The following is a 25313-nucleotide window of genomic DNA, read 5'->3' as shown; positions in this document are numbered from 1 at the left end:
ACTAGTTGGAACCGGTTCCGGTAAAGGGGAGTAAACTATGAAAATGAGCAGAGCGCAATTATATCGGCGAATCGATCAGGCGGAGACTGGGGAGTGGGAATCGCTAAAACAGTTGGCGGAACGAAGTCCCTGGAGGCAGAAGTACCATATCCAACCCGTAGTGGGGCTGCTTAACGACCCTAATGGCTTTTCCTTTTTTGAAGGGGAATATCATCTGTTCTACCAATGGTTTCCGCTGGGAACGGGGCACGGCATGAAGTATTGGTATCACACTTCTTCTTCCGACCTTGTTCATTGGAAGAACCGCGGGATTGGCATCGCTCCTGGCGGCCCCTTCGATTCACACGGAGCCTTTTCGGGAAGCGCCATTGAGAAAGACGGGAAGCTGTACCTGATGTATACAGGGAATACCCGCAGTCCGGACTGGATCAGACATCCCTTTCAGTGTATGGCCGTTATGGAGCCGGATGGGGTCATTACCAAGCTGGAGCAGCCGGTTATTCTGAAAGTTCCCAGAGGCTATACCGATCATTTCCGGGACCCGAAGGTGTGGATGGAGGGCGGAAACTACTACTGTGTAATCGGTGCGCAGCGCCTCAACGAGACGGGAAGCGTTGTCTTGTACCGTTCGCCGGACCTAATCCAGTGGTATTTTGAAGGGGAGATTGGCACAGACTTGAAATCATTCGGCTTTATGTGGGAGTGCCCGGATTATTTTGAACTGGATGGAACAGGCATTCTGCTGTTCTCACCGCAGGGCCTGTCTCCGCAGGGCGACCGGTTCCGCAATATCTATCAGGCAGGTTATCTGACCGGACGGCCTATCCATCTGGCTGATCGGCAATTTGATCACGGCGAGTTCCGCGAGCTGGACAGCGGTTTCGATTTTTACGCACCGCAGACAACACAGGCTCCTGACGGCAGACGTCTGCTGACAGCCTGGATGGGGCTTCCTGAAGTTGAATATCCGACGGATGATCATGGCTGGGCGCACTGCCTGACGCTTCCCCGGGAATTAACCCTTAAGAACGGCAAATTGATGCAGAGCCCGGTTCGGGAATTGGTGAAGCTTAGAGGCCGCAAGACCGAGGTGCAGACGGTTATGAATGACGAATCGCTGTCCATTGCAGAGCTTGCGGGCACGGCATATGAGCTGCTGGTTGAAATACGGGACGGCGGAGCAAACCGCTTCGGCATCGAATTCAGGGCTGGACGGCATGAGAGAACGGTAATCTATTACGATCGCGTAGAGGAAAAATTGGTGCTCGACCGTTCCCTTTCCGGACAAAGCTTCGCCTTGGAATACGGAACGGAACGAAAATGCCCGCTTGAGCTTCGCGACGGAACGCTGACGCTGCATTTATTCGTGGACGTTTCTTCGGTAGAAATTTTTGTGAATGACGGGGAGGAAACCTTCACAGCGAGGATTTTTCCGGAAGAGGAAAGCACGGGAGTCAACTTCTTCGCGGAAGGCGGAAGGGTAGCATTTGACGCAATAAAATGGGATACTGAGTAAATTAGGGGAGGCCAAGATCACTATGTCCGAAAATCAAAAAATCGCCGAGCAGGTTGTAGAAGCTGTTGGAGGAAGAGGAAATATCGTTTCTTTTGCGCACTGCGCCACCCGTCTGCGCATCATGGTACGCGATAAAGAATTGATTGACCAGAAACGTACGGAGAGCATCGATAAGGTTAAGGGAGCTTTTTTCAACTCGGGGCAATATCAGGTTATTTTTGGCACGGGGACCGTTAACCGGATCTTCGAGGAAGTGGAAAAGCTGGGTATTCAGAGTACGTCGAAGGAGAATCTTAAGCAGGAGGGGAAAAAAGCGGGGAATTCCCTTCAGCGGGCCATTCGCACGTTCGGGGACGTATTTGTCCCCATTATTCCCGTCCTGGTGGCGACCGGCCTGTTCATGGGCCTGCGCGGTCTGCTGACTCAGCCGCAGATTCTTTCCCTGTTCGGAGCCGTTCCGGAAGATATCTCGCCGAACTTTCTGCTGTTCACACAGGTGTTGACCGACACCGCCTTTGCTTTCCTGCCCGCTCTTGTCGCTTGGTCGGCATTTCGGGTATTCGGGGGCAGTCCGGTGCTTGGTATCGTTCTTGGGCTGATGCTGGTCAATCCGGCGCTGCCTAATGCGTACGCCGTCGCGGGAGGAAGCGCAGAGCCTCTCAAGTTTCTCGGATTCATTCCTGTCGTTGGCTACCAAGGCTCCGTTCTGCCTGCCTTTTTCATCGGTTTACTTGGGGCTAAATTAGAGAAGCGTTTACGTAAGCGCATTCCGGAAGCGCTTGATTTAATTCTGACGCCTTTCCTTACGCTGCTGATCATGATCACGCTTGGATTATTCGCAATCGGACCTGTGTTTCACTCTCTTGAAACCGTTGTCCTAAATGGAACCACCTATCTGCTTGGACTGCCGTTTGGCATCGCCGGTCTGCTGATCGGTTTCTTTCAACAGATTGTTGTCGTTACGGGTGTGCATCATATCTTTAATTTCCTGGAAATTCAGCTTCTGGAGAAGACCGGCTCCAATCCGTTCAACGCCATCATTACATGCGCAATGGCTGCTCAAGGCGCGGCATGTCTCGCCGTTGGGCTGAAGACGAAGAATCTCAAATTGAAGGCTCTGGCGCTGCCATCCTCGCTGTCGGCTTTTCTCGGGATTACCGAGCCAGCCATTTTCGGGGTGAACTTGCGCTTCATGAAGCCTTTCATCATGGGGCTTGTCGGTGGCGCAGCGGGCGGATTTCTGGCTTCCCTGGTTCAACTGTCCGCTACGGGCATGGCGATCACCGTTATCCCCGGTACCCTGCTCTATATGAACGGTCAGCTTCCGCTGTACATTTTGTGCAATCTTACCGCCATGGCTGTATCCTTCGTTCTCACCTGGATGTTTGGATACCGTGATGCCGAATCGGAAGGTACGGAAGAGCTATCGGCTGCTGAGACGGGGTATGCGCAAGGTGCCGGCTTGACGGTTCAAGCTTCCGGGGACACCGCCGGTCAGACTGTGGAACCAACAAAGGTTCCGGTTTTTGCCAAAGACCGCGCTGCCTTGACGGACGCTCCCGGAACGCTCTCCGTGCTGTCACCTATAAGCGGAACGCTGGTGGATCTGGGGCAGGTGCCCGACCCGGCCTTTGCCGAGAAACAGATGGGCGACGGTATTGCGATCCAGCCGGATGAAGGAAAGGTGTACGCTCCTTTCGACGCCGTCGTGGCACATGTTATGGAGAAGAGCAAGCATGCGGTGATTCTGGAGCATGCCAGCGGAGTGCAGGTGCTGATTCATATTGGAATCGACACCGTATCTTTAAAAGGCGAAGGATTTGTGCTGAACGTTCACACCGGCGATCAAGTGAAGGCGGGACAACTGCTGGTCGAATTCGACCCGGAAACGATCCGCAGAGCGGGACTGTCCACTGTTACTCCTGTAATTATTCCAAACGGAATTGAAGGCGTGCTTGATTTTAGCGTCACTGCATCCGGAAAGGTAACCGCAGCCGCTGACCGGATTATGAAAGTGAACTATGCGGTTGCCAATCATGCCTGAGACGGGAAAAAAGGTTGAGGTTCATATACTCTTGGAGGATTATTAATGATCTTCCTTTAAAAGAGGATGGCGCGATTGAATGCGCTGTCCTCTTTCTGTTGGGACGGGCGCTTATGGGGATAAATTGACGCTTACCTGCGCACTCTAAGCCTGAAATCACGGCGGGTGATTACCCGTACCCAAAGAGGAGCGTGCGACGAAATGATGTCCGAAAAAAATATACTCGCCTATTTCAAAAGCCCGGAGGAAGCGGAAGGCGCTTCGCGCAAGCTTCAGTCGCTGCGGGTCACTGATATATCTATCGACCGTTTCAGCCGTTACGGAGGCGGATTCACTTCCCAGGCCAGTCCGGCCAATGGTTTAATCTCAAGCCTGGGAACGGCTGCTGCCGGATATCCCGACGCGGGCGTAATGGCTGCCGCCGATCCGAGTGCGAGCGGGATGAGCCATGGAGGGTCGGGAGGGCCGACAGGGCGGGATATTTTGCTGACCGTCGTGGTTGATGAGGGCTCCTTTCACCAGGCTCTGTCCATTATTGAGGAAGCTGGGGGTATGATCTGATGTCCAAGAATGAGAAGCTGAAGAAGCTGTTCGAAGCCAAGAATGAGGATGTCGAATTTTCCGCTGCGGAAGCGGACCGGGACGACATCAAGGCTTTGGACCGGGCGCAGGAAGCGGATCGCAGACAGCTTCACGAGATCATAGAGGAAGAAGAATAGCATCACATCATCCTTTGATGATATCAAACCGGGCGAATGGATTTGCCCGCCGTCCAGTGGGCGGCCGATCACGGTATCCCCAAAGGCTGCGTCGGCAAATTCTCTAATTGGTCTTACGCAATGTAAACACGGCCTGTGACCGGCAGCTCCGGAATGGAGCTCGCGGCGCAGGCCGTATTTTTTATAGCATATGTGAAGAAGGGTTCCGCCTTCCTGCGTCGAATTGTGAATGTTTAGGAGGGATACATTAGGATGACAATCATTTTAGGCTATCAATTCGAGGAGTATTCAATACCGCTGTCGTTTGCGAACCGCTATTTTATTCTGGAATCGGCCCCGGATGGTCTCAAGGTCAGCGTTCTGCATCATCAGGAGGATAATCCGGTGTTCGAAATTTTGAAGAATGAGCCCGTTGGGAGTCCGTATTCGAACGTCGTTAATTCCGTTCCCGGCGTGTTTGCAGTTAGAGAGAATAGCGGCCGGCCTGTCTATCAGCTGCAAGTCGGCGCCGAGGCCAGAGCGGCCTTGATCCTGGAGGATGGAAGTGAACTGGAAGTTCGTTTTTCCAAGGATAAAATTCAGGCCGGCAAGCTGGAAGCGGACAACACTAAATTCGCAGGAGGAATAGGGGTTAAAGTTAGCCCGAGCGGGAGGATTGGGATCGGCAACTATTTGCCGCACGGCCTGTTGAAATGGTTTCAATAAGAAATGAAAGTACAGATTTAGGGGACGGTCTGCGGCCGGCCTCTTTTTTTATACCGGCGTGCCTTAAAAAATGAACCTTTTTGCCTCGCCGATTGTTATATAGACGAAACCGACAGAAAGGAGGGCCCTTGTATTGGATGACCGTGAGCTGTTCCAGAGTTACAACCGGGATGTATACAGAACCTGCTATTATATGGTGCATAACGCGGCGGACGCCGAAGATTTATGCCAGGACGTGTTTATTGCTGCATTCCGCAGCCGCCGGGATGAGATCGGGAACCCCAGGGCATGGATTTTGAAAATCGCCGTCAATCATTGCCTGAATCATCTGAGCCGCCGACGCAAATTGAAGCTGAAGGTCGAGGACAACCGGCATCTTCTGGCTGTTGACGCGAATAAGCCGGTGGAGCGGATTGTGGAGGACCGGGAGACGTCGGGGGAATGGGCCGTTTATCTGGAACGTCTCCCCGTCAAGATCAGGGCGGCCGTTACGCTGAGGTATATGCATGATTTCAGCTTGTCCGACATTTCGGAGATGCTGTCCGTTCCGCTGGGAACAACTAAATCGAGGCTGCATAAAGGGCTGAAGCTGATGAAGAAGATGCTGGAGAAGGAAGGACATGCAGACGAGGAGGGGAAATATGAAGAGACTGGAAGACGAACTCAGGCTTCGGTTAAATGATGATGCGCAGGTGCCTTATCCCGACTTTGGCGCCATGTGGGAGCGGATAGAGAAGACTGTCCCGGCCGGGCCGGAAATAAGCGGGACCCTTACCCCTGCGTTCGTCCGGAAGCGGAAGGTGAAGAGAATCGCGGCTGCCGCAACTCTCGGAGCGCTGCTTGTCGCCGCCCCCGTCTATGCGGCCATTCATTATGACTTAGGCTATCTGCTAAACGGGAAAAGCGGCATTCAGGCGGCGCTTGAGCAAAATATGGGTCAAACGCTGGAGCAGTCTGTCACCAGGGAAGGCATTACCATGACCTTACGCACGGCAATAGTTGACGATAACCGAACTGTCATTTTGTACACGCTGAATGCCGGGTTCCGTCCGCCAGAGGAGTTTTGGAATTTCAAGGGCTTCTCGCTAAGGGATGCCGAGGGAAAGCCGATCGAGGCGGAAGTGTCCAACTTACTGAGGTGGGATGCTCCCAATCAGAGATATTATGGTATTCTCGAGACCGATTGGACGCCTTCGCATAACACCCGAGTCCAGCTGGTTGCGGAGGAACTGCGGAAATACAGCCAACAGGAGCAGGAAATCAATCTGAACCCGGCTTCCAAGGAGCCGCAAAGCTTCAACATCGGACGGGAAGGAATGCAAAAAATAAAGATTCAACCGTTTACCCAAGGGACGGATAAAATGATGTTCGCCTCCACAGTTACGTTCGATCGTCCGGAAGTCAAGTCGTGGGCCTTTCCGCAAATTGTCGCTTACCGGGACGGAACGGAAGTAAGGCCACTGCCCGGGGGGACCTTTGGAACGCCAGATGGAAACGGAAATTATAGCTCGCAGCAGTATTTTGACCCGAAGGACATTCCAGCCGGGAAGACGGTATTCAAGCTCCAGTATACGCGGATAGACCATACGGTGGATGGACCATGGACATTCGATCTTCAGCTCAGCAAAAAACAAATGCAAAGCGGAACGATACAGACGGCGCTTAACTTGCCGCTTGAAGCCGGGGACAGCGTCAACATGCTGGAGAAGATGGTGATTACACCGACGCAGATTCGGCTCGTTATCAGAACCTTGGAGAAATATCAGGAAATTCCTTATAAAAGATATAGTTTGGAAGTTGGCGGCAGAACGCTCGAAGGACCGAGATATTATTCCATAGAGGATCCCTATCGGATTAGCCTGCGCATTGAGCGGCCGCTCGATCTGAAGGTGAGCAAAGATACACCGATTGTTTTTGTGGGCAAGTACAAAGTAACCGTTCATGAAGACAAGCAAATGTCGTTTCAATTGACGGGGATATCGGGTAAAAAGCGGACGCTGGATACAACGATCGGCGGTTATCCGGTAACGTGGACCTATTACAAGCAGGGGGCCGACCTGTACGTGGAAACCGGAAGCGAAGATGCCCGTTTCGGCGGCATTAACCAGACCTATATTATGCAGGGCAAAGAGAGATTGCTCGGGAAACAGCTCACGGCCAACTTTACAGGGGACGGCAATAACAAAGCCATCGACGTTTATAAGAATTTCAAAGGGACGGAAGCGGAAATCCATATGTTTTATTACACAATTGACGATCCGGAAAAAGAGACAAGGGTCACGCTGCAACCCGGGCCGACGAACAGCGGCAGTCCGGTACAATAAATCAATGAACGGGCAGGTCAAGGTTGCCATAGGCCCGTTAAGTAGATAGTAAAAAGGAATTTATCAAGCGGCGGCCTGCTGCCGGTACTGGGACGGTAGCAGGCCGCCTAGTTTTCTGAAAACGTTCCTTATTGATGACAAAAATTATTCAGTTCTTCTGCCAATTCCTTCAGATTATCTTCCATCGGACTCTCATGTTTCTCCATCAGCCGGAAGGCCAACTGACTACAGGCTTCCTTGTATTCAGGAGTCAGACTGCCTGAGAAATAGAGGGCTTCTACATAATAATTGACCAAATTATACTCTTTGGATGTCCATTCGTTCAGCGCGACCAACTGTTTCAGACGATGAAGGGATTCCTCTGCCAACGCGCTGCCTAAAGGCTCCATTTGAAGGAAGATATCGTACTGAGAGCGGCCAAGTGTGAATGGGAATACCGAACTGTAACTGTCATGAACGGCATCAAGCCAATAATCCAGATACTGGCTCGCCGTCAAGCTATTGTTTTTGTTGATCTCTTCGGCAAAAAGCTGGTCCTTTTCTCTTATATCCGGAAACAATTTATAAAATAAATTCGGCTCAATCGTTTTGCGCATGACGAGGCTGTAGTCTAAGGAATCATCGCCAATCGAGGCGAAGGCTATAAAATTATCGGTTCGGTTTAGTGCGGCGAAAGCGCCTTCGGCTGTTAACCGCTGCATCGCTTTTAAGAAAAGGAGATTATATCCTGCATCGATGATGCCCGCTTCAAACGCGATGAGCGGATGATCGTCTGCATCTAGAGGCACATCTTCTGTCATGAAAGAGGGGGAGTCGCTTAGCATCCTGAAATTAGCCAGAACTTCACCGTATCTCCCCATATGATCGGTCCAAAAATCGAATTTATAGTCTCCCAGGCTATATTTTAAGCTACTGTCATCTTTAATGTCAGGATATTTGGAACGATAGTTCTGCAAAACTTGTTCATACGCAGGAAGTGTATTGATATATACTAGAACTTCCTTATGCTCACTGGTGTATAAGCTGAACGCGTATACCTCCTGATTGTCGGCACTGTTCGCAAAAGTGTGGATGACTTCCTTACTGCCGTTCACTAAAGTATCAATAAACTTTCCAGCGTCTATTACTTCTGTGTTTCTCGGTGATTCCAAGCTGAATCTAATTTTGTCTCCCTCGCATAATACATAATAACCGGACTGATAAATCGGTGTTTTTTCCTCCAGCAACCTGCCGAGTCTTGAATAATAGGTATTCATTTAGTATCCCTTTCTGTTATATGTTGAATATTTCACTAATTAATTCTTCGGCAGAGATATTCTACATCGTTATAGATGAAACTGAGAGGAAAAGGGGAACATTGGATAAATATGAGCTGTTAGGGACTACAACCGGGCTGTATACCGGGCCTGTTACTATTTGGTTCACGACGCGGCGGATGCCCAGATCAGGGCGGTAGTTACACTGCAGCTATAACGAGGATATTCCTGAGAATGCAGCAACGATTATAAATGAACGTTTTTTGGGAGCGGGCCTTGCGCCCCTCCCTTTTTTTCGTATACAGTTATTAAACTGAAAGATTATGACCGCCTGGCCCAAATGTTGAACGGAAATTTACACGGGCGGTATAAAGGAGAATGAGCCGTGAATGAGACAAGATGCGGGTGGGTAAACAGCGATCCGCTTTATATAGCTTACCATGATGAAGAATGGGGCAAGCCGGAATACGACGACCTCAAGCTGTTCGAGCTGCTGATGCTGGAAGGGATGCAAGCGGGCCTGAGCTGGTACACGATTTTGAAAAAAAGGGAGAATTACCGCGCGGCCTTCGACGGGTTCGATCCGGACAAAATCATGGCATACGATGACGAAAAAATTGAAGAGCTGATGAATAACGCAGGGATCATACGCAACCGTCTCAAAATCAAGGCCATTATTAATAACGCGCGCATATACGGCGAAATTTCCAAGGATGAAGGAGGCTTCGGCCGTTACTTGTGGAGCTTTGTCGGCGGCGAGCCGGTCTTGCCTGACCGGGAGAGCCTAAAGGATGTTCCAGCGTCGACGCCGCAGTCGGATGCCATGAGCAAAGCGCTGAAAAAGAAAGGCATGAAGTTCGTCGGCAGTACAATCTGCTACGCGTTCATGCAGGCATCCGGGATGGTGAACGACCATGTACAGGACTGCATCTGCCGGACAAGTTAGGAGAGACATTATTGAAATCGATTTTACTGATAGCAAAATACGCGCTATCCTCCGTACCTGAATGCGGTGTCCGGCTGATATACGGGTGTCTTCGCTGAAAAGGTAAGCCATTCTATTTTTAATTCTGAAATACTTCCAGGCCTGCTTGCAATTTCAGAAGCTCGGATTTATCCGTTCTTTCCCAAGGGAGATCCAGGTCCTTCCGGCCAAAATGACCATAAGCGGCAGTTTGCTTGTAAATCGGCTTGCGCAGATCCAGCATCGCAATAATGCCTGCCGGGCGCAGATCGAAGTTGTCGCGGATCAGCTCCACCAGCTTGTCTTCGCCAATCCGGCCTGTCCCGTAGGTATCCACGTGAATCGACACCGGATTTGCCACCCCGATGGCATAAGCCAGCTGAATTTCGCATACATCGGCGAGACCAGCGGCTACAATGTTTTTGGCGACATAACGGGCGGCATAGGCTCCGGAACGGTCCACTTTCGTCGGGTCCTTGCCGGAGAAGGCTCCGCCGCCGTGGCGGGCATAACCGCCGTAGGTATCCACGATGATCTTGCGTCCGGTCAGACCGGCATCCCCTTGAGGTCCGCCGATGACGAACCGCCCGGTTGGGTTAATGAAGTATTTCGTATCTTGATCAAGCAGCTCTCGCGGCACAACCTGCAGAATGACATGCTCTTGGATATCCACTTGAATCTGCTCCAGAGAAATCTCTTCGGCATGCTGGGCGGATACAACGATGGTGTTGATACGTTTGGGTTTGCCATCCTGATATTCAACCGTTACTTGGGTTTTTCCGTCGGGACGCAGATAGTCCAGCAATCCGTTCTTGCGGACTTCGGACAAACGGCGCGCGATCCGGTGAGATAGAGCGATAGGCAGCGGCATCAGTTCCGGTGTCTCGTTGGTGGCGAATCCGAACATCAATCCTTGGTCTCCGGCTCCGATATTCGCGGTTTCTTCGGCGACCAGCGCCAGATCACGGTGCTCCAGCGCCGCGTTTACGCCCTGCGCGATATCGGCGGATTGCTCATTCAGCGACACCAGCACCGCGCAGTTATTGGCATTAAATCCGTCCTGGGCCCGCTCATAGCCGATGTCTCTAATCGTATTGCGCACGATGGACTGGATGTCCACATATCCGGATTTGGAGCTGATTTCTCCAATGACCAGCACAAGGCCGGTAGCCACGGAGACCTCGCAGGCAACGCGGGCATGGGGATCATTCTCCAAAAATGCGTCCAGCACGGCGTCGGAAATCTGGTCGCATATTTTATCCGGATGACCCTCCGTTACAGATTCGGATGTAAAGAGATAATTTCCTTTTACAGACATAAGCTCAGCCTCCAACTGATAGTTTGTTTACTGCTGCAAGAGTTATTTTGCCAGCCGATCCAGATGCGTAATAAGCGGATGCTCGTCGCGTTCTTTATTTTTGCGGGCAGTGTAGGTATCATCTGTAATCTCATCGGGCTCAATGATCCAGACTGTGGATAAATCGAACTCCGGATTTCTTTCCAAGGCGAGCTTGTAATAATGCTCAAACACCGGGCCGGAAATCACCGAGTAGACCGGATAGCCTTTGATCTGAAAGCTCTCTTCTCCCTTGGAGAGATGAATGGCGACCTTGCGCTTGAACCAGATGCTGTTCACGAGATTCACATTGCTCCGGGACGTTTCGATCAGCTCAAGATAAATAATCTGTCCTTCGTCGTTTACCGTAATGGTGTTATCCGATACGAGATGAGGGATGCCCTGCTTGTCGACGGTTGCCAGAACTTTTGCCGCCTTGGAATCTTGAAGAAGCGCCTGAACGCTTTCGGTTAAAATAGACATGAGCGTATCATTCCTCCTTATTCTAAATTTCCTCTGTCCAGATCACTATCCGGATGATTGCCGCATTTTCTGTAGTTGTCCATATCGACATTCAAACGGTATTTTTTTCTTAAGTCGCTTAAGCCCTTGGCCAACCGTACATAGTATTCAAGTGAAGGGTTCTGTTGGTTATGGAAGGCCGAACCATGCATGGGCACCCACACACAATGGACGATGCTAACCCCCTGGCTTGCAAAATCCTCCGCCTCTTCCAGCACAGCTTTCAGCGCGTCATCCTCATTGGTAAATCCATGGGGCTGCGCCATTTCGCATCCGCCCACGATTCCGCTGCTGACATTTCCGGCTCCAAAAATATCGACGGCCCGGATGATTCTCCGCTTCCACTCGGCATATCCGACTTCTTTATGCTTGCCTTTGCAAATCCAGGCGAACAACGCCTCGTTCGGGATTTCAATATCCGAAGTGTATGTCATCAGTCCGGTGTTCTCGTAAAGCCTGGCAAGCTGTTTCTCGCTGAAAGCCGAGGCAACTATGGTGCTGGGGAATTTCTTGTCTTTGAAATTGTCTCCGGCGGCCTGCAGCATTTCAATGTACATGTCCACTTCATCATCAAATATTTCCGCGCCGCTGAGAATGGATCCAGAACTCATCTTGATATTGGTAAAAGCGCCTGGCTGCTTCAAAGCCTCTTTCACCGTCTCGTATACATCCTGTGCTGTAAGCTGCTTCGACATATTGCATTCTTTCTCGCTTTGCGCGGAGTTGGCGTTGATATTGCAAAATTTGCAGCCGTTCCCCTTGTTCCAGAAGTGGCAGTGGCTGTTGGGATCGATCTCGAGCCTTTGCGGCCTGGAAGAGGCCACCTGCCACATCGGAGTGCCGGAGCTGGTGAACTTGTCATAATAATCCGGTTTGTACCAATAGTGTACCTCTTCCACGATTTCGCCCTGATCGGTCAGAACCAGCTTGCCGTCAATCTGATCTACCACGTAAGGATTCTTGGCCGTCTTGGAAGGCATGCCGATAATCGACGTTCCGTCCCTGAGCAGAAGTGAGACCGGAACGGCGGCGTTCTCATCTCCGTTGGAGCCGATCAGCACTCTTTGCTGATATTGATGCTTGCTTTTGTCCAGCGCTCCCAGCGCCCGGTCCGTATAAATAAACGACCTGCGGGTAACATCCGATTTGATAATGACAAAAGGGGATACATCCTTGTATTTATCCATAACTTCCCGTAATGTTAATTCTCTTGTCTGTCCAGAAGCGTGAGTTATAACTGCACACATCCGCATTCACCCCAGCCTTCATTTTTTGATGGAAAAATGTCTTCCAAATTCACGCAGCATCAGCCCTGTTAGATTAAAGGTTAACGCCTCTGGTTCCACTGTTCACGAAACAACGGGAGTACCTGTTGTCCAAAATTCTCTGCTTCCTCCAAATGGGGATAACCGGAAAGAATAAAGGTGCTTATACCGATTTCCGCATAGCGGATGAGCACATCCGTAACCTGCTCCGCTGTCCCGACAATCAGCATCGCCCCTCCCGAGCGAACGAGGGATAAGCCGCTCCACAGGTTGGGGCCTATAACGAAGTCGTTCGCTGCAGACTGTTCCCTGAGCTCGTTCTGCCTGCTTTGGTTGGCAGCGTCCGTCTTTGCAAAAGATTGCTGCGCTTGCTGCAGCGTGTCCGATGAGGCACGGCTAATCAAGCTCCACGCAGCCGCCCAGGCTTCTTCCTCGGTGTCTCGTATAAGCACTTGCGCCCTTAATCCGTACCTCGGTTTGCGGTCAATTCCAGTAGTCCTGAGAACCTCCTTTCGAACATCCTCCATCTCGACAATCTGCCCTGCAATCCATTCATGCGGCTCACCCCACATCAGATAGGTGTCCGCGTGCTGGGCCGCAGCTTGCCTGGCGATCGGCGAGCTTCCTCCCAGATAAAGCGGGGGATGCGGTCGCTGTACCGCAATCGGCGTGTGAATCGGTCCGTGAAACTGAAAATACTTACCTTCAAAAGAATCTGCGGCTGCGGCAGAGCCATGTTCAGCTTGGCCAAAGAATTCAGATAATGCGAATTCAGATAACGCTGATCCGGCCGATCCGGTCCAGGCAAGCTTCATCACCTGCATGTACTCCATCGCCCGTTCGTACCGGTCATCATGGGCATGGGCGAGCGGGTCGCCGAGCTGTTCCAAATCCTGAACCGAACTCCCGGTAACGACATTGATCATGGCCCGCCCCCCTGACAATTGATCAAGAGAGGCGGCCATGCGGGCCGCGAGCACCGGGGCAATCAATCCGGGTCTGACCGCTACGAGAGCGTTAAGCCGAGTAGTGTGGCTCATCACTGCTGATCCGACGACCCATGAATCGAGGCATGATCCGCCTGTCGGGATCAGAACGAACTCAAAGCCGGAGCGTTCCGCCATCTGCGCTACCTCAACTAAATATTCAAGCGAGGGTTCTCTCTCCGGAGCAGTCCCTACATAGCGGCCGTCGCCGGATGTCGGCAAAAACCAGCCAAATCGAATCTCTTCTGTATGCAAGCTCATGATAGCCTCCTTATGTCGTATCTTGATGACACCATTGCTGGTTTAGTTCTCCGGTGAACCGGTCGAATTCATATAAAACTTATAGGATTAAATTTATATTCTGATTGTAACAAGCGTTTCAGATATCGGGAATGTCAATTGGTGTTAACTTCTATTTGTCAATTTACGTCTTTTTTCTAGATGCTGAACAGATCGTATTAGAAGAGGGGGAGAGAGAATAGGATAGATTTTTGGCGGAAATATTTATATTTTTCAATTGAGAGGATGGATATGTATTTAAGTATAAACTTGGCAAAAAGAGGGCTCCAAAACCATAAATTCAAATGGCTCTGGGGCACCCCCTATGGTTTGAAATATAAAAATCCCCTCAGCCTTTAACAGAACCTTGTGTAAGTCCGGAAATGATTTGGTTTTGAAAAACGCTGTACATCGCAACGCTTGGTATAATGCTGATGACAATCGCTGCGAACATCGAGGTGAAATCGGTTGTAAACTGGCTGGCGAAATAACGAATGCCCATTTGCAGAGTCCGCACCTGTTCGGAGGATGTCAGCAGCATCGCATACAGGAACTCGTTCCAGCTGCTTAAGAATTGAAACGTCGCCGCGGTCACGATGCCTGTTCGGGAAATCGGCACAATCACCCTAAAGAACTTTTGATAGAAATCGCACCCGTCCAGCAGCGCGGCCTCTTCCAGCTCACCGGGAATCGAATCCATAAAACCTTTGATAATAAAGACGGACAGCGGAAGCGAGATCGCCGTATACGTTAAAATCAGCGCCAGCTTTGTGTCATAGAGGCCGAGCGTCCGAATTAAAGTGAAATACGGAACCATCAGCGCGCTGACCGGCACCAGGATCCCCGTGATCAGGGTTGAAAATATAACCGGTCCGAACTTGAACTTATACCTGGAGAGTACATAGGCGGCCATGGATGCAACTAGTGCGTTCAAGGCGGTTGCCGAGAAACTGATGAGAACCGAATTTGAAAATAACAAAGCCAAATGCGCCGACTTGAACGCATTCACATAATTGCCGAACTGCGGCGGGGCGGGTAACCGGAAAGGATCGCCAAGCAGTTCGACATTCGTTTTGAGCGAAGCCATGACGAGCCAGAGCATGGGGAAGAGTGTGTAAATAAGAAACAAGGTCAAAATAGCCCGGGATAATAACTTTTCAAGCAGCGCATTTATTTTCATAAGACTTCTCCTGAATTACATGTCATATTTGGCGGCGTTAAATAATCTGCGTACCGTTAGAATGACCAAGCCGCCGAGAACAATCAGCACCGTGCCTAAGGCATTGGCCGTCCCGTAATGAAAGTTCTGCAGTTCTTTATAGATATACAGCACCAGGACCGAACTGCTGTTGGCCGGACCGCCGCCCGTCAGCAGCAGAACCTGCTCGAATTGCCGGAGCCCGTTTACCATTGCAAGCGTAACGCAAGTAGCTATGGTTCCTCTAATCAGCGGCAGCGTAATGTGCCAATCCTGCTGCGTGCGTGTCGCTCCGTCAATGCTTGCCGCCTCATAGTAGGACTGCGAAACCGAGGAGATGTCCGCCAAAATAATGACCATGAAATAGCCGATATACAGCAGTCCGTACACGAGTACGGAAGGGAAGGCGCTGCTCAGCCCTCCGAGCCAGTTATGCTCCCATTCGGATAACCCTATCAAACGGAGAAATCCGTTCAGCAATCCCCGTTCATTGTTATAGATGGCTACCCATAACATCGTGATTGCGATACCCGAGATGACATGGGGGAAAAAGTAAATCGTCCGCAGCAGCTTCCAGCCCTTTGGCTTTCGAGCCAGCAGCAGGGCGACTAAGATGGCAAGCGGTACCTGAATCAACGCCTCCGCGCAGGCCCAGACCAAATTGTTGCGAATGGAGATCCGAAATACTTCATCATGAAACAAGACGCTGTAATTTCGGAGGCCGACAAACCCGGGACTGCTCATGCCGTCCCACTTCATTAAACTGACAACGACGACATATCCGACAGGATATAGAAAAAAGGCGGTAAAGAGCAGTAAGGCCGGCAGTAGAAAAAGGATAGCGCCTGTACGGAAATGGGTTGTTCGCTGCATATTCTGCCCTCCTTTGCTCCAGCTTCCAGCGTGCCGGATTTATTTTGATTCAGCTTGTTTAAGCTGTTCCACGAATTGTTCCGGCGTATATTTTCCCAGCACCAGACCGCTTAACGCTTGCGGGAATTCCGCGCCGACGGCGGGGCTCACGCTTGCCCGGAAATGGGGGATAATGTATGGCGCGGCTTCCATTCCTTTTTTCATCCCGGTTTGCAGGCGTTCCACTTTATCGTCCTTTGTAACCTCGTATTTAATGACGAACAATGATCCGGAATCGAGCGATATTTTTTTCACATTGTCCGGGGAGGTCAAATATTTAAGAAATTTCACAATGGCTTCTTCTTTCTTTTTATCCTTTTGTTTGCCTACTGCCAGACTTGCCTGCGTAAAGCCGATGTACTGCCCGGGTTGTCCTTTGCCGCCTTCGTAGACAGGGGCAGGCGCGACCTCGACGGAATCGTACAAATGATCAATGCCTTCCTTTTTGATTCTGCCGATAAACCAGGGCCCGTTCAGCAGCACAGCGGTTTGCTGATTTAAAAAGTGGCCGCCTGCATTGTCCAATCCGACCGCATCTCCCGTAGTGTAGTCAAAGAGCTTTTTCAATACCTCGGCGGCTTGAACAAAGGCGGGGTCGTCCAATCCGTGTTTGTACACATCCGGCCCTCCAATCGCGGACAAGAGCTGGGAGTACCACAGCATGGAGACCCAACCGTCGCCTCCGGTCATTTGCGTGGCGGGAGCGATGCCTGCGGCTTTCAATTTATCAAAAGCGGCGAACAGCTCGTTGTACGTTTTGGGGAATCCGGTAATGCCTGCTTGTTTGAACAGCTTGCTATTGTATAACACCGGCGTTACGCCGAACTCGAACGGAATGGAGTATACTTTGCCGTCGTATGTAGCATTGTCAAAGGCATGATCCAGGAACGTGCTTTTCCACTGCTCGTCCAGATAAGGCGTAAGGTCGGCCAAGTTTCCCGATTTGTAATAGAGCTCCCCGTCCGCTGGATTATCGAAAGAAAAAATATCCGGTGTTGTCCCCGTCGTAATATTGGTGCGGATCTTATCCTTGTAAGCGCCGTAATCGGGGATCTCTTCAACGACGACTTTGATTTTGCCTTGATTCTGTTCATTGAAAGCTTTGACGATTTGAGCGAACGTTGCGGCTTTAGAATCTTTCGCTACCCATATGCTGGGGAATTTGATTTCGATTTCGGATGCTTCGCCGCTGTTCGCGTTTTCTCCGCACGCGCTTAACAGCATGGAAATGACCAGCAAGATCGCAGGCAGCGTAAGCAAGAGCGTTCTCTTGTTCATCGTACGTACACTCCTCAAAAGGGTTATTAGTTAGCAAACAGTATGTTATTATTAGCTTCTCTAGTGGTCTAGTCAATGTCCAATAAATTAACTTGGTTTACTATGTTTTATATATTATCAACCCCGATCTTCATAAGTAAATGTCATTTTAAGTTGTTCATGCTTGTCATTTTAAGGTCATGACGAATGATTCCGTAGAATACAAGAGACATGGATGAGAGGCATTGTGAACCTTGTAGAAATTATATATTATTTATAAAAATGAGATTTCCATATCATTAAAATCGCATGGTAAAAAGAGGTATGTTATATGAAAGACAGGATGATAGAGGATAATCATGAGTTTTTGGAGTTATGCCTTTTTACCCCTTCCGAATACGAAAAGTCCGGAGCCGCTTGGCCGATTCGCCTTGGACACAATATTGCTAAACCGAATTATCATATTGGCCCCCGGACGACGCCCTATTATTATTTGATTTTTGTGCTGGAAGGACAAGGAACATTTCATCAAAATGAACAAACCTTTGAGCTCCGTAAAAATGATATATTCTGTCTGTTTCCACAGGTCATTCATGAATATTACACGCGTCCGGACGATCCGCTCCGTAAAGTGTTTTTTGCCTTCGACGGGAGGCAGGCATCAGGGCTGCTTGAGAGAATTGGGCTGACCATGCACAGCCCGCATGCAGCCGGTATTTTAACACCCGAAGCGATTCAACTGATGTGGGAGTTCTTCAGATTGGTGAATTCGGATAACGATACGGACCTGGGACGGCTTATCTTATTCCACCGTATCTTCGACCAGCTCTCTGCTGCGGTTGACGGTTCTGCCCGTAATGACCGGAGGGATGTCTCGTGGCTGCAAAAAGGGCATGAATATATGGAGATTCACTATGCGGAGGGCATCACAGTCGAGAGAGTAGCTGAGTATGTCGGTATAGACCGCACCCATTTTACCAAACAGTACCGCAAGGCTTACGGAATCACTCCCATTCAGTTTATCCAGGACCTCAAAATGAAGGAGGCCCGATCATTGCTGGATCAGACCTCCTATTCCTTGTCAGAAATCGCCTATTCAGTCGGCTACCCCGATATCTTCTCCTTCTCGAAAGCATTCAAGAAACGTCATGGTGTCGCACCCACTCAGTATCGGGATACGAAAATCAAATGCGAGCAGCAAAAATGAGTCAAGTATGAACGTAATATAGCCGTTTGAGGTCGCCCACGCCTCCCACGCTAGCGCCTCCGGCATAGCCGACACCACAAAGGGTTCACTTGTCTCTGAGCCAGATCATGCGGCCGCCCTTAGACCGGCGCGTTCTGCTGTGGGTTTGGCGCATAGCGCAGCGGTAAGGTATAATAACTACGACTTCCGTGTGGAACATGCGGAGCAAGCGCATGCTTTCGGAGCGAGCTTTGCGCAGAACATCGAAGAAGCATATGCTATCAAAACTTAAGCGACAGCTTCCGAAGCGATTTTTGCGCAGGACTTCGAAGAAGCATATGCTATCAAAACTTTTAGGAGGCTTCAGGACCGCAATGCTATGGCATGAATTGACGATACATACAACCGAAGAAGCGCAGGAGATGATATCCGCGCTGCTCCAGGAAGCTGGAGCGGGCGGAGTTTCGATTGAGGAATCCGGCACGCTGAGCAAGACGCGCGACACGCGCTACGGGGAGCTCTACGACGAGCCGCTGAACGATATTCCCGAAGGGGAAGCAGTGATCAAGGGCTATTTCACGGAAGGATCGCCGATGGACAGCATTTGCGCGGAGCTTGCGCCCCGCGTCATGGAACTGCGTGAATTCGGCATCGATCCCGGCAAGGCCGACATCAGTTGGAAGACGGTTGACGAGGATGATTGGGCTCATGCCTGGAAGCAGTATTTCAAGCCGCTACGGGTCAGCGAACGGCTGACGATCAAGCCGGTGTGGGAGGAGTACATTCCCGTGAGTCCGGAGGAGAAAATCATTGAGCTGGACCCTGGGATGGCCTTTGGCACAGGAACCCATCCGACGACCGCCCTCTGTCTGCGGGCGCTGGAGAAAGCGATCTCGGGCGGGGAAGAAGTAATCGACGTCGGCACGGGCTCGGGTATTCTGGCCGTCGGCGCGATGCTGCTCGGCGCACGATCCGTTCTTGCGTTGGATCTGGACCCCATTGCCGTTCAGAGCGCAGTGGAGAACGTGGAGCTGAACGGTCTATCAGGCGCCATAACGGTAAAGGAGAGCGACCTTTTGTCCCTCCTCGGCGGTGAAGGCGCGGCGGAGACGCCGGCCGGAGCGATGTGGCCCTCGGCCAGACCGTCGCAGACACAGGAAGCGGACGGCGCGGCAGGTGAGGATGCGCCGATATTCGGCGGCGCGGACAGCGAAAGCCGTGATGAAGACGCCGGCCAGGCTGACGGTTCCGGTTCACCACAAGATGGACTCGGCGTGAAGCTGCCGGTCAAGATTGTGGTGGCCAATATTTTGGCAGAAATTATTGTGCTGTTTACGGATGATGTGTACCGGGCCCTCCAGCCCGGCGGAATCTATATCACATCCGGCATTTATAAAGATAAAGAAGGACTGGTAAGGAAGGCTCTGCTGGCATCCGGATTTGAAATTAAGGAAGTAACGAAAGAAGAAGATTGGGTGGCGTTCACAGCCGGAAAGAGGTAAAGATGGATTTTTTGCAAAATATTATTCGTATGCGGCTGGATGAGCTGCCTTTTTTTCTGGTAACGATTTTGATTGCCTTTACGGTGCATGAGTTCAGCCACGCTTATTTTGCCAACAAGTTCGGTGACCCAACCGCCCGCCTGCTGGGACGCATGACATTGAATCCGGCGGTGCATTTCGATTTTTTCGGCATTCTTCTCCTGCTGATCGCGGGCTTTGGCTGGGCGCGGCCGGTTCCGGTCAACCGCGATAATTTCAGCCGTCCGCGTCTGATGGGGATCATCGTGTCCCTCGCCGGGCCAGTCAGCAATCTGCTGCTGGCGATTATTGGCTGTCTGATCTATGGGGTGCTGATCGCGACAGGTGTCTTTAACGCCAATCCGGCGGGTAAGGGGGAGGAAGCTGCACAGCTGTTTTTAAGTTTATTCACTTTCTGGAACTTCTTCCTGTTTCTGTTTAATTTGATCCCGCTGCCGCCGCTGGACGGCTACCGTATTGTTGAGGATCTCGCACCGCGTTCCATACTGGGGAGACTGCAGCGGTTCGAGCAGTGGGCGATGTTCTTGTTCATGCTGATCGTATTTATTCCCGCGCTTCAGGCGCGTACGATCACACCTTTGAGCATGTGGGCATATATGATGCGATCGGATACTTTTAATTTTTTTCTTCAGCTTTTTAAGTAAATGAATCTGCAGGACTGTTCATCATGTAACAAACGTTGTATGATGGAACGTGATTGAATGGAAACGGCGGCAGGGCCCGGTAGGCGAGGGACACCGCCGTTTTCGCCTGAAATAGAAGAATGAATAAGCTCTAAATACAGAACAGGATGTTGATAAGCATGCAGCGATACTTCGTATCTCCAGAAAATTTCGGAGAAGGCAGCGTATCCATCGGCGGCGAGGATGCCCGTCATATCGCCAGAGTGATGCGCGGCAAAGCCGGGGACAAGCTGATTGTAAGCGACGGCGTGTCCCGTGAGGCGCTGGCCGAAATCGCATTGATCGGCGAAGGCGTCGTCACCGTCTCCATTATAGAGAACATGCCGATGACGCAGGAACCGCGTGTCAAGATTACGGTGGCCCAGAGTCTGCCCAAGGGCGACAAGATGGAAATCGTCATTCAAAAATGCACCGAGATCGGCGCGGCGGCTTTCCTGCCCTTTTTGTCCGAGCGCACCATTGTGCAGTACGATGAACGCAAGGAGAGCAAGCGGCTGGAGCGCTGGCGCAAAATCGCCAAGGAAGCCGCAGAGCAGGCGCATCGGAACATCGTTCCGGAAGTAGCCGCGCCGCTGCCCTGGAAGCAGTTACTGAAAGCTGTAAATCGCTATGATGCGGTCTATTTCTGCTACGAGAAAGAAGAAGGGCTCCAGCTGCGCTCTGCGGTTGCACCGTGGGCCGCCCAGCTTGGAACCGCAGATAAAGCCTCAGTATTGGTCATTGTCGGACCCGAGGGGGGCTTTAGCGAGAACGAATGCCGGGAGGCCGAAGAGGCGGGCGCGGTGTCCGTCGGTCTGGGCAAGCGCATTCTGCGCTGCGAAACGGCAGGCATGGTGGCCGCCGCATGCATTTTATATGAAACCGGAGAAATGGGGGAAGCTTGAAACATGCCATCCGTTGCATTTTATACTTTAGGCTGTAAAGTCAACTTTTACGATACCGAAGGCATCTGGCAGCTCTTCAAACAGGAAGGCTACGAGCAAGTGGACTTCGAGGGGCAGGCGGATGTTTATCTGATTAATACCTGCACGGTTACCAATACTGGGGATAAAAAAAGCCGGCAAATGATCCGCCGCGCCGTCCGGCGCAATCCGGATGCGATTGTGGCCGTTACCGGCTGCTACGCGCAGACCTCTCCGGGCGAGATTCTGGACATTCCCGGCGTTGATCTGGTCATCGGCAACCAGGACCGCGACCAGATCATCCGTCATGTGAACAGCATCCGGGAATCGCGGCAGCCCGTCAACGCCGTCCGGAACATCATGAAGACGCGGGAGTTCGAGGAACTCGACGTGCCGGGCTTTGCGGAGCGGACGCGGGCTTTTCTCAAGATTCAGGACGGCTGCAATAACTTCTGCACCTTCTGCATCATTCCGTGGTCGCGTGGACTGTCCCGCAGCCGCGATCCGAAAGCCATCGTGAAGCAGGCGCATCAGCTGGTGGGGGCCGGGTACAAGGAAATCGTGCTGACCGGCATCCATACCGGCGGCTACGGCGACGATCTCGACAATTACCGTCTCGCCAACCTGCTTTGGGAGCTGGACAAGGTGGACGGCCTGGAACGCGTGCGCATCAGCTCGATTGAAGCGAGCCAGATCGACGATAAGCTGCTGGATGTGCTGAACCGCTCGTCCAAAATGTGCCGTCATCTGCACATCCCGCTGCAGGCCGGACACAATGAAGTGCTGAAACGGATGCGCCGGAAATATACGACCGAAGAGTATTTTGCCAAAATGCAGCTGATCCGCCAGGCGATGCCGGATGTTGCCATCACCACCGACGTTATCGTCGGCTTCCCGGGAGAGACGGACGAGATGTTCCGGGCAGGGTATGATTTTATGAAGGCGGTCGATTATTCGGAAATGCATGTGTTCCCTTATTCGAAACGTACGGGTACGCCAGCGGCCCGTATGGAGGATCAGGTGGATGAGGAGATTAAGAACGAACGTGTGCAGCAGCTGATCGACTTGTCCGAGGAAATGCAGCTGGCGTATGCCCGCAGATTCATCGGACGCACGGTCGGCGTCATTCCGGAGAGATCGGCGAAAGGCGCGCCCGGACGGGATGTCCAGCACGGCTTCAGCGACAACTACATGCAGGTGCTGTTTGAAGGTGGCGATGAGCTGCAGGGCCAGCTCTGCCAGGTGAAGATAACCGAAGCCGGTGTGAATGAGTGCAGGGGCGAACTGGTCGGCGCAGCCGGGGAAGCCCTAACGCAGCTTTAGTTAAGCCGCCGCTGCCTGCTCGAGGGTTTCATTCTCCTGAGGATGGGACCCTTGCTTTTTTATGAATTTTTTTCCAATGAGGGTAATGATTTCGGACAGGATTGTCGATATACTTGGAAGGGTTTGGAGAAACCTGTGCAACTATTCATAACCAAAGGAGACCTACCATGTTATCGAACAAGAAAATGACTCATTGGGTTCTGCTTATCACCCTTTTCGTTTCAATCCTGTTCCCGACGGGGACTGCAGGGGCCGCTGCCGGCGACGTTAATAGCATCGAATTCGACAACGCGTCCAAAGTTGAATTGACAGTCGGCCAAACGCCAAAGCAGCTGAAGGTACTCGCTGCGGTGGAAGGAAGCTCCTCCAAGAAGGACATTACGGCGGCCGCCGTCTGGACATCGTCCGATTCCGGCGTGGTGACCGTATCCGGCGGTCTGCTGACGCCCAAAGGCAGCGGCAGCGCCATCGTTAAGGCTACATATAATAATTCGCTGGCAACCATTGAGGTCTCCGTATCCTATCCTTATAAAAATCTGAAGCTTGAACATGAGGGCACCGGCAGCTACAAGCTGGGCGATAGCGGGAGCCTGCTGCAGGTCACGGCGACCGCTTCAGGCGGTGCTTCGGAAACGGCTGTGAACGACGTGACGGACGATGCCGAATGGAGCAGCTCCAATGGAAATGTATTGACCGTATCGGATGGCTTGCTCACGCTGGTCGGCGAAGGATCGGCTACCGTCACGGCCAAATACAAAGGGCTTACCGCTTCCTTCAAGGCGACCGTGGTGCTGCCATATTCCGGGCTGGAGATTAGAAGCGGCGGGGCAGCCGTGGACGAACTGGAAATGCTGATTGGAGACGATGCCGTGTCCTTAAGCGCCTATACCAAGGCGTCCGAGCAGAGCGATGTGAAGAATGTGACCGCAGATGCGAACTGGACTTCCTCCAACACATCCGCCGTGACGGTGGAGAATGGCGCTATGAAGGCCATTGGCATCGGGAAAGCGACGATTAAGGCGAATTATCTGGGAGTTTCACAGTCGGTCGACGTTTATGTGCGCGCTCCTTATGAGGCGCTGCTGCTTACGCCGTCCGGCGATCAGACGCTGTTTATCGGCGAAACATTGAAGATGAAGGCCGAGGTGCGCAATGCCGCGAATTCAACCATCGATGTGACAAGCGATGCGAATTTCAGCCTGGACAACAAGCTTACTGCGGCGCTTAGTACGGGCGCCGAGACCGTCATTACCGCCAAGGCAGCCGGAACTTCGCCGGTTAAGGCGGAATACAAGGGAAGCTCCAAAAGCTTCAAACTTACAGTTTATCCGACACTGAGCGCTATGAAGGCGGACAGTACGAAGCTTGAGCTCTATACCGGGGATACCGCTGGACTTCCGAAGGTCAGCGGAACCAAACTGGACGAATCCACGGTGGATATCAGCCAGGAAATAGAATGGACTTCAGCGAACGAGGATATCGCCATGATCAAGGACGGTAAAATCTCGGCGGTTTCCGCAGGAACGGTCCATCTTACGGGGAAATGGAAAGAGGCTCAAACGGTGTCCTCCAAAGCGGACATTCGCAGTAAAAGCGTGGATGTCGTGCTGACGGTAAAGGACAAGGTGCTTGTGCTGATCGGTCCCGAGGATAATCTCGGGCTTGTAACCGGCGAAGAAGCACAGCTGCCCGAAGTAAATGCCGTTATGGAGAACGGCGACGAGAAGGATGTTACGGACGAGATCGCTTGGACGCTTTCGGGCAGCAATGCCGTCATCAAGCAGACAAGCTCCGGCAAGGTCATCAAGGGACTTGTTAAAGGCTCTGCGACGCTGAAAGGCACTTACTCTAACAAGAGCATTTCCATACCGGTCAAGATTGAGCAGAAAATCGTTAAAATTACGGTGGACCCCGCCGTTCTGGAAATGAACATTAAGAATACCAAATCCATAAAAGCCACTGGATATACGGCGGCAGGCAAGACTGTGAATCTGTCCTCGGGCATGAACTGGACTTCATCTGATACGAACGTGGCTTCCGTCAAGGGAACCAGCGTCAAGGCGTTGACGGAAGGATCGGCTGTTTTGTCAGGCTCTTACCAGGGAATTTCGGTTACGGTCAAAGTATCCGTAGTCCCGAAATTGACCAAGCTTAAAGTGAGTGAGAGCCAGATTAAGCTGTCTCCGGGAAGTACGGCTACGGTATCCGTTACAGCCGAATATGATACCGGGAAGACGGCGAACGTAACGGGCAGCGTCGTGTGGACAAGCTCCAAGCCGTCCGTGGCGTCGATTTCCCAGAGCGGCGGCATTGCTGCTAATTCCAAAGGAACAGCGTTCCTCAAAGGTAAATTCGGAGGCAAGACTGTATCGGTAACGGTGACGGTAAAATAGAA

The 25313-nt window shown here is 51.6% G+C and carries 22 protein-coding genes; 14 read left to right on the top strand and 8 right to left on the bottom strand.

The annotated features are described in order from the left end of the window. Positions 1 to 37: 37 nt before the first annotated feature. The 7 genes from PDUR_RS19470 to PDUR_RS19445 all read left to right on the top strand — a co-directional run bounded on the left by PDUR_RS19470 (position 38) and on the right by PDUR_RS19445 (position 7308). Positions 38 to 1516 carry a glycoside hydrolase family 32 protein gene (locus tag PDUR_RS19470; protein WP_042207786.1) on the top strand — a complete coding sequence of 493 codons (1479 nt, stop codon included), beginning with the start codon at positions 38 to 40 and terminating at the stop codon, positions 1514 to 1516. A 22-nt stretch (positions 1517 to 1538) separates the two neighbouring features. Beyond that, entirely contained in the window at positions 1539 to 3560 is a 2022-nt protein-coding gene (locus PDUR_RS19465) for a sucrose-specific PTS transporter subunit IIBC (RefSeq protein ID WP_042207784.1), read from the top strand. Between the two features lie 204 nt (positions 3561 to 3764). Then, a complete protein-coding gene (locus PDUR_RS19460) occupies positions 3765 to 4121 on the top strand; it encodes a hypothetical protein (RefSeq protein WP_042209530.1) in 357 nt (118 codons plus the stop codon). Further along, positions 4121 to 4279, top strand: coding sequence for a YfhD family protein (locus PDUR_RS28235; protein WP_081949592.1), 159 nt, complete (start codon positions 4121 to 4123; stop codon positions 4277 to 4279). The genes PDUR_RS19460 and PDUR_RS28235 overlap by 1 nt, the downstream gene beginning before the upstream one ends. Before the next feature lie 252 nt (positions 4280 to 4531). Then, on the top strand, positions 4532 to 4984 hold the full coding sequence (locus PDUR_RS19455; protein ID WP_042207783.1) for a hypothetical protein: 453 nt from the start codon (positions 4532 to 4534) through the stop codon (positions 4982 to 4984). 133 nt (positions 4985 to 5117) lie between these two features. Continuing rightward, the gene (locus PDUR_RS19450; protein ID WP_042207782.1) at positions 5118 to 5666 is read left to right on the top strand and encodes an RNA polymerase sigma factor; all 549 of its coding nucleotides are present in this window, start codon (positions 5118 to 5120) and stop codon (positions 5664 to 5666) included. Then, positions 5626 to 7308: a DUF4179 domain-containing protein gene (locus PDUR_RS19445; RefSeq protein WP_042207781.1), complete on the top strand. Its 1683-nt coding sequence runs from the start codon at positions 5626 to 5628 to the stop codon at positions 7306 to 7308. The genes PDUR_RS19450 and PDUR_RS19445 overlap by 41 nt, the downstream gene beginning before the upstream one ends. A gap of 128 nt (positions 7309 to 7436) precedes the next feature. On the opposite strand, the gene PDUR_RS19440 is transcribed toward PDUR_RS19445, so the two are convergent. After that, the gene (locus PDUR_RS19440; protein WP_042207780.1) at positions 7437 to 8564 is read right to left on the bottom strand and encodes a DUF4303 domain-containing protein; all 1128 of its coding nucleotides are present in this window, start codon (positions 8562 to 8564) and stop codon (positions 7437 to 7439) included. 385 nt (positions 8565 to 8949) lie between these two features. Between PDUR_RS19440 and PDUR_RS19435 the strand changes: the two genes are divergently transcribed. Further along, positions 8950 to 9510 (top strand): DNA-3-methyladenine glycosylase I, encoded by a 561-nt coding sequence (locus PDUR_RS19435; RefSeq protein ID WP_042207779.1) that lies wholly within the window; start codon positions 8950 to 8952, stop codon positions 9508 to 9510. 118 nt (positions 9511 to 9628) lie between these two features. Here the strand turns inward: PDUR_RS19435 and metK are convergent, their stop codons facing one another. From metK to PDUR_RS19400, 7 genes are all read right to left on the bottom strand, one after another. Beyond that, a complete protein-coding gene (metK, locus tag PDUR_RS19430; RefSeq protein ID WP_042207778.1) occupies positions 9629 to 10846 on the bottom strand; it encodes a methionine adenosyltransferase in 1218 nt (405 codons plus the stop codon). A gap of 42 nt (positions 10847 to 10888) precedes the next feature. Then, on the bottom strand, positions 10889 to 11347 hold the full coding sequence (locus tag PDUR_RS19425; protein ID WP_042207777.1) for a pyridoxamine 5'-phosphate oxidase family protein: 459 nt from the start codon (positions 11345 to 11347) through the stop codon (positions 10889 to 10891). A 17-nt stretch (positions 11348 to 11364) separates the two neighbouring features. Beyond that, positions 11365 to 12573: a radical SAM protein gene (locus tag PDUR_RS19420; protein ID WP_218918417.1), complete on the bottom strand. Its 1209-nt coding sequence runs from the start codon at positions 12571 to 12573 to the stop codon at positions 11365 to 11367. A 140-nt stretch (positions 12574 to 12713) separates the two neighbouring features. Then, positions 12714 to 13898: an LLM class flavin-dependent oxidoreductase gene (locus PDUR_RS19415; protein WP_042207776.1), complete on the bottom strand. Its 1185-nt coding sequence runs from the start codon at positions 13896 to 13898 to the stop codon at positions 12714 to 12716. Positions 13899 to 14265: 367 nt separating this feature from the next. Next, positions 14266 to 15096 (bottom strand): carbohydrate ABC transporter permease, encoded by an 831-nt coding sequence (locus tag PDUR_RS19410; protein ID WP_042207775.1) that lies wholly within the window; start codon positions 15094 to 15096, stop codon positions 14266 to 14268. A 15-nt stretch (positions 15097 to 15111) separates the two neighbouring features. Then, positions 15112 to 15987, bottom strand: coding sequence for a carbohydrate ABC transporter permease (locus PDUR_RS19405; RefSeq protein ID WP_042207774.1), 876 nt, complete (start codon positions 15985 to 15987; stop codon positions 15112 to 15114). Positions 15988 to 16026: 39 nt separating this feature from the next. Beyond that, positions 16027 to 17304, bottom strand: coding sequence for an ABC transporter substrate-binding protein (locus PDUR_RS19400; RefSeq protein ID WP_042207773.1), 1278 nt, complete (start codon positions 17302 to 17304; stop codon positions 16027 to 16029). A 310-nt stretch (positions 17305 to 17614) separates the two neighbouring features. Here PDUR_RS19400 and PDUR_RS19395 point away from each other — a divergent pair, with 310 nt between their 5' ends. The 6 genes from PDUR_RS19395 to PDUR_RS19370 all read left to right on the top strand — a co-directional run bounded on the left by PDUR_RS19395 (position 17615) and on the right by PDUR_RS19370 (position 25311). After that, a complete protein-coding gene (locus tag PDUR_RS19395) occupies positions 17615 to 18490 on the top strand; it encodes a helix-turn-helix transcriptional regulator (protein ID WP_042207772.1) in 876 nt (291 codons plus the stop codon). Between the two features lie 353 nt (positions 18491 to 18843). Beyond that, positions 18844 to 19971 (top strand): 50S ribosomal protein L11 methyltransferase, encoded by a 1128-nt coding sequence (gene prmA / locus PDUR_RS19390; RefSeq protein ID WP_042207771.1) that lies wholly within the window; start codon positions 18844 to 18846, stop codon positions 19969 to 19971. A gap of 2 nt (positions 19972 to 19973) precedes the next feature. After that, entirely contained in the window at positions 19974 to 20654 is a 681-nt protein-coding gene (locus tag PDUR_RS19385; protein WP_042207770.1) for a site-2 protease family protein, read from the top strand. Positions 20655 to 20812: 158 nt separating this feature from the next. After that, positions 20813 to 21577 carry an RsmE family RNA methyltransferase gene (locus tag PDUR_RS19380; protein WP_042207769.1) on the top strand — a complete coding sequence of 255 codons (765 nt, stop codon included), beginning with the start codon at positions 20813 to 20815 and terminating at the stop codon, positions 21575 to 21577. Positions 21578 to 21580: 3 nt separating this feature from the next. After that, positions 21581 to 22918 carry a tRNA (N(6)-L-threonylcarbamoyladenosine(37)-C(2))-methylthiotransferase MtaB gene (mtaB, locus tag PDUR_RS19375; RefSeq protein ID WP_042207768.1) on the top strand — a complete coding sequence of 446 codons (1338 nt, stop codon included), beginning with the start codon at positions 21581 to 21583 and terminating at the stop codon, positions 22916 to 22918. 167 nt (positions 22919 to 23085) lie between these two features. Next, positions 23086 to 25311 carry an Ig-like domain-containing protein gene (locus PDUR_RS19370; RefSeq protein ID WP_042207767.1) on the top strand — a complete coding sequence of 742 codons (2226 nt, stop codon included), beginning with the start codon at positions 23086 to 23088 and terminating at the stop codon, positions 25309 to 25311. The last annotated feature ends 2 nt before the right edge of the window (positions 25312 to 25313 follow it).

The sequence above is a fragment of the Paenibacillus durus genome, assembly GCF_000756615.1.
Lineage (GTDB): Bacteria > Bacillota > Bacilli > Paenibacillales > Paenibacillaceae > Paenibacillus_AQ > Paenibacillus_AQ durus.
The sequence above is the reverse complement of the archived record's forward strand: the minus strand, read 5'-3'. Positions and strand labels throughout refer to the sequence as shown.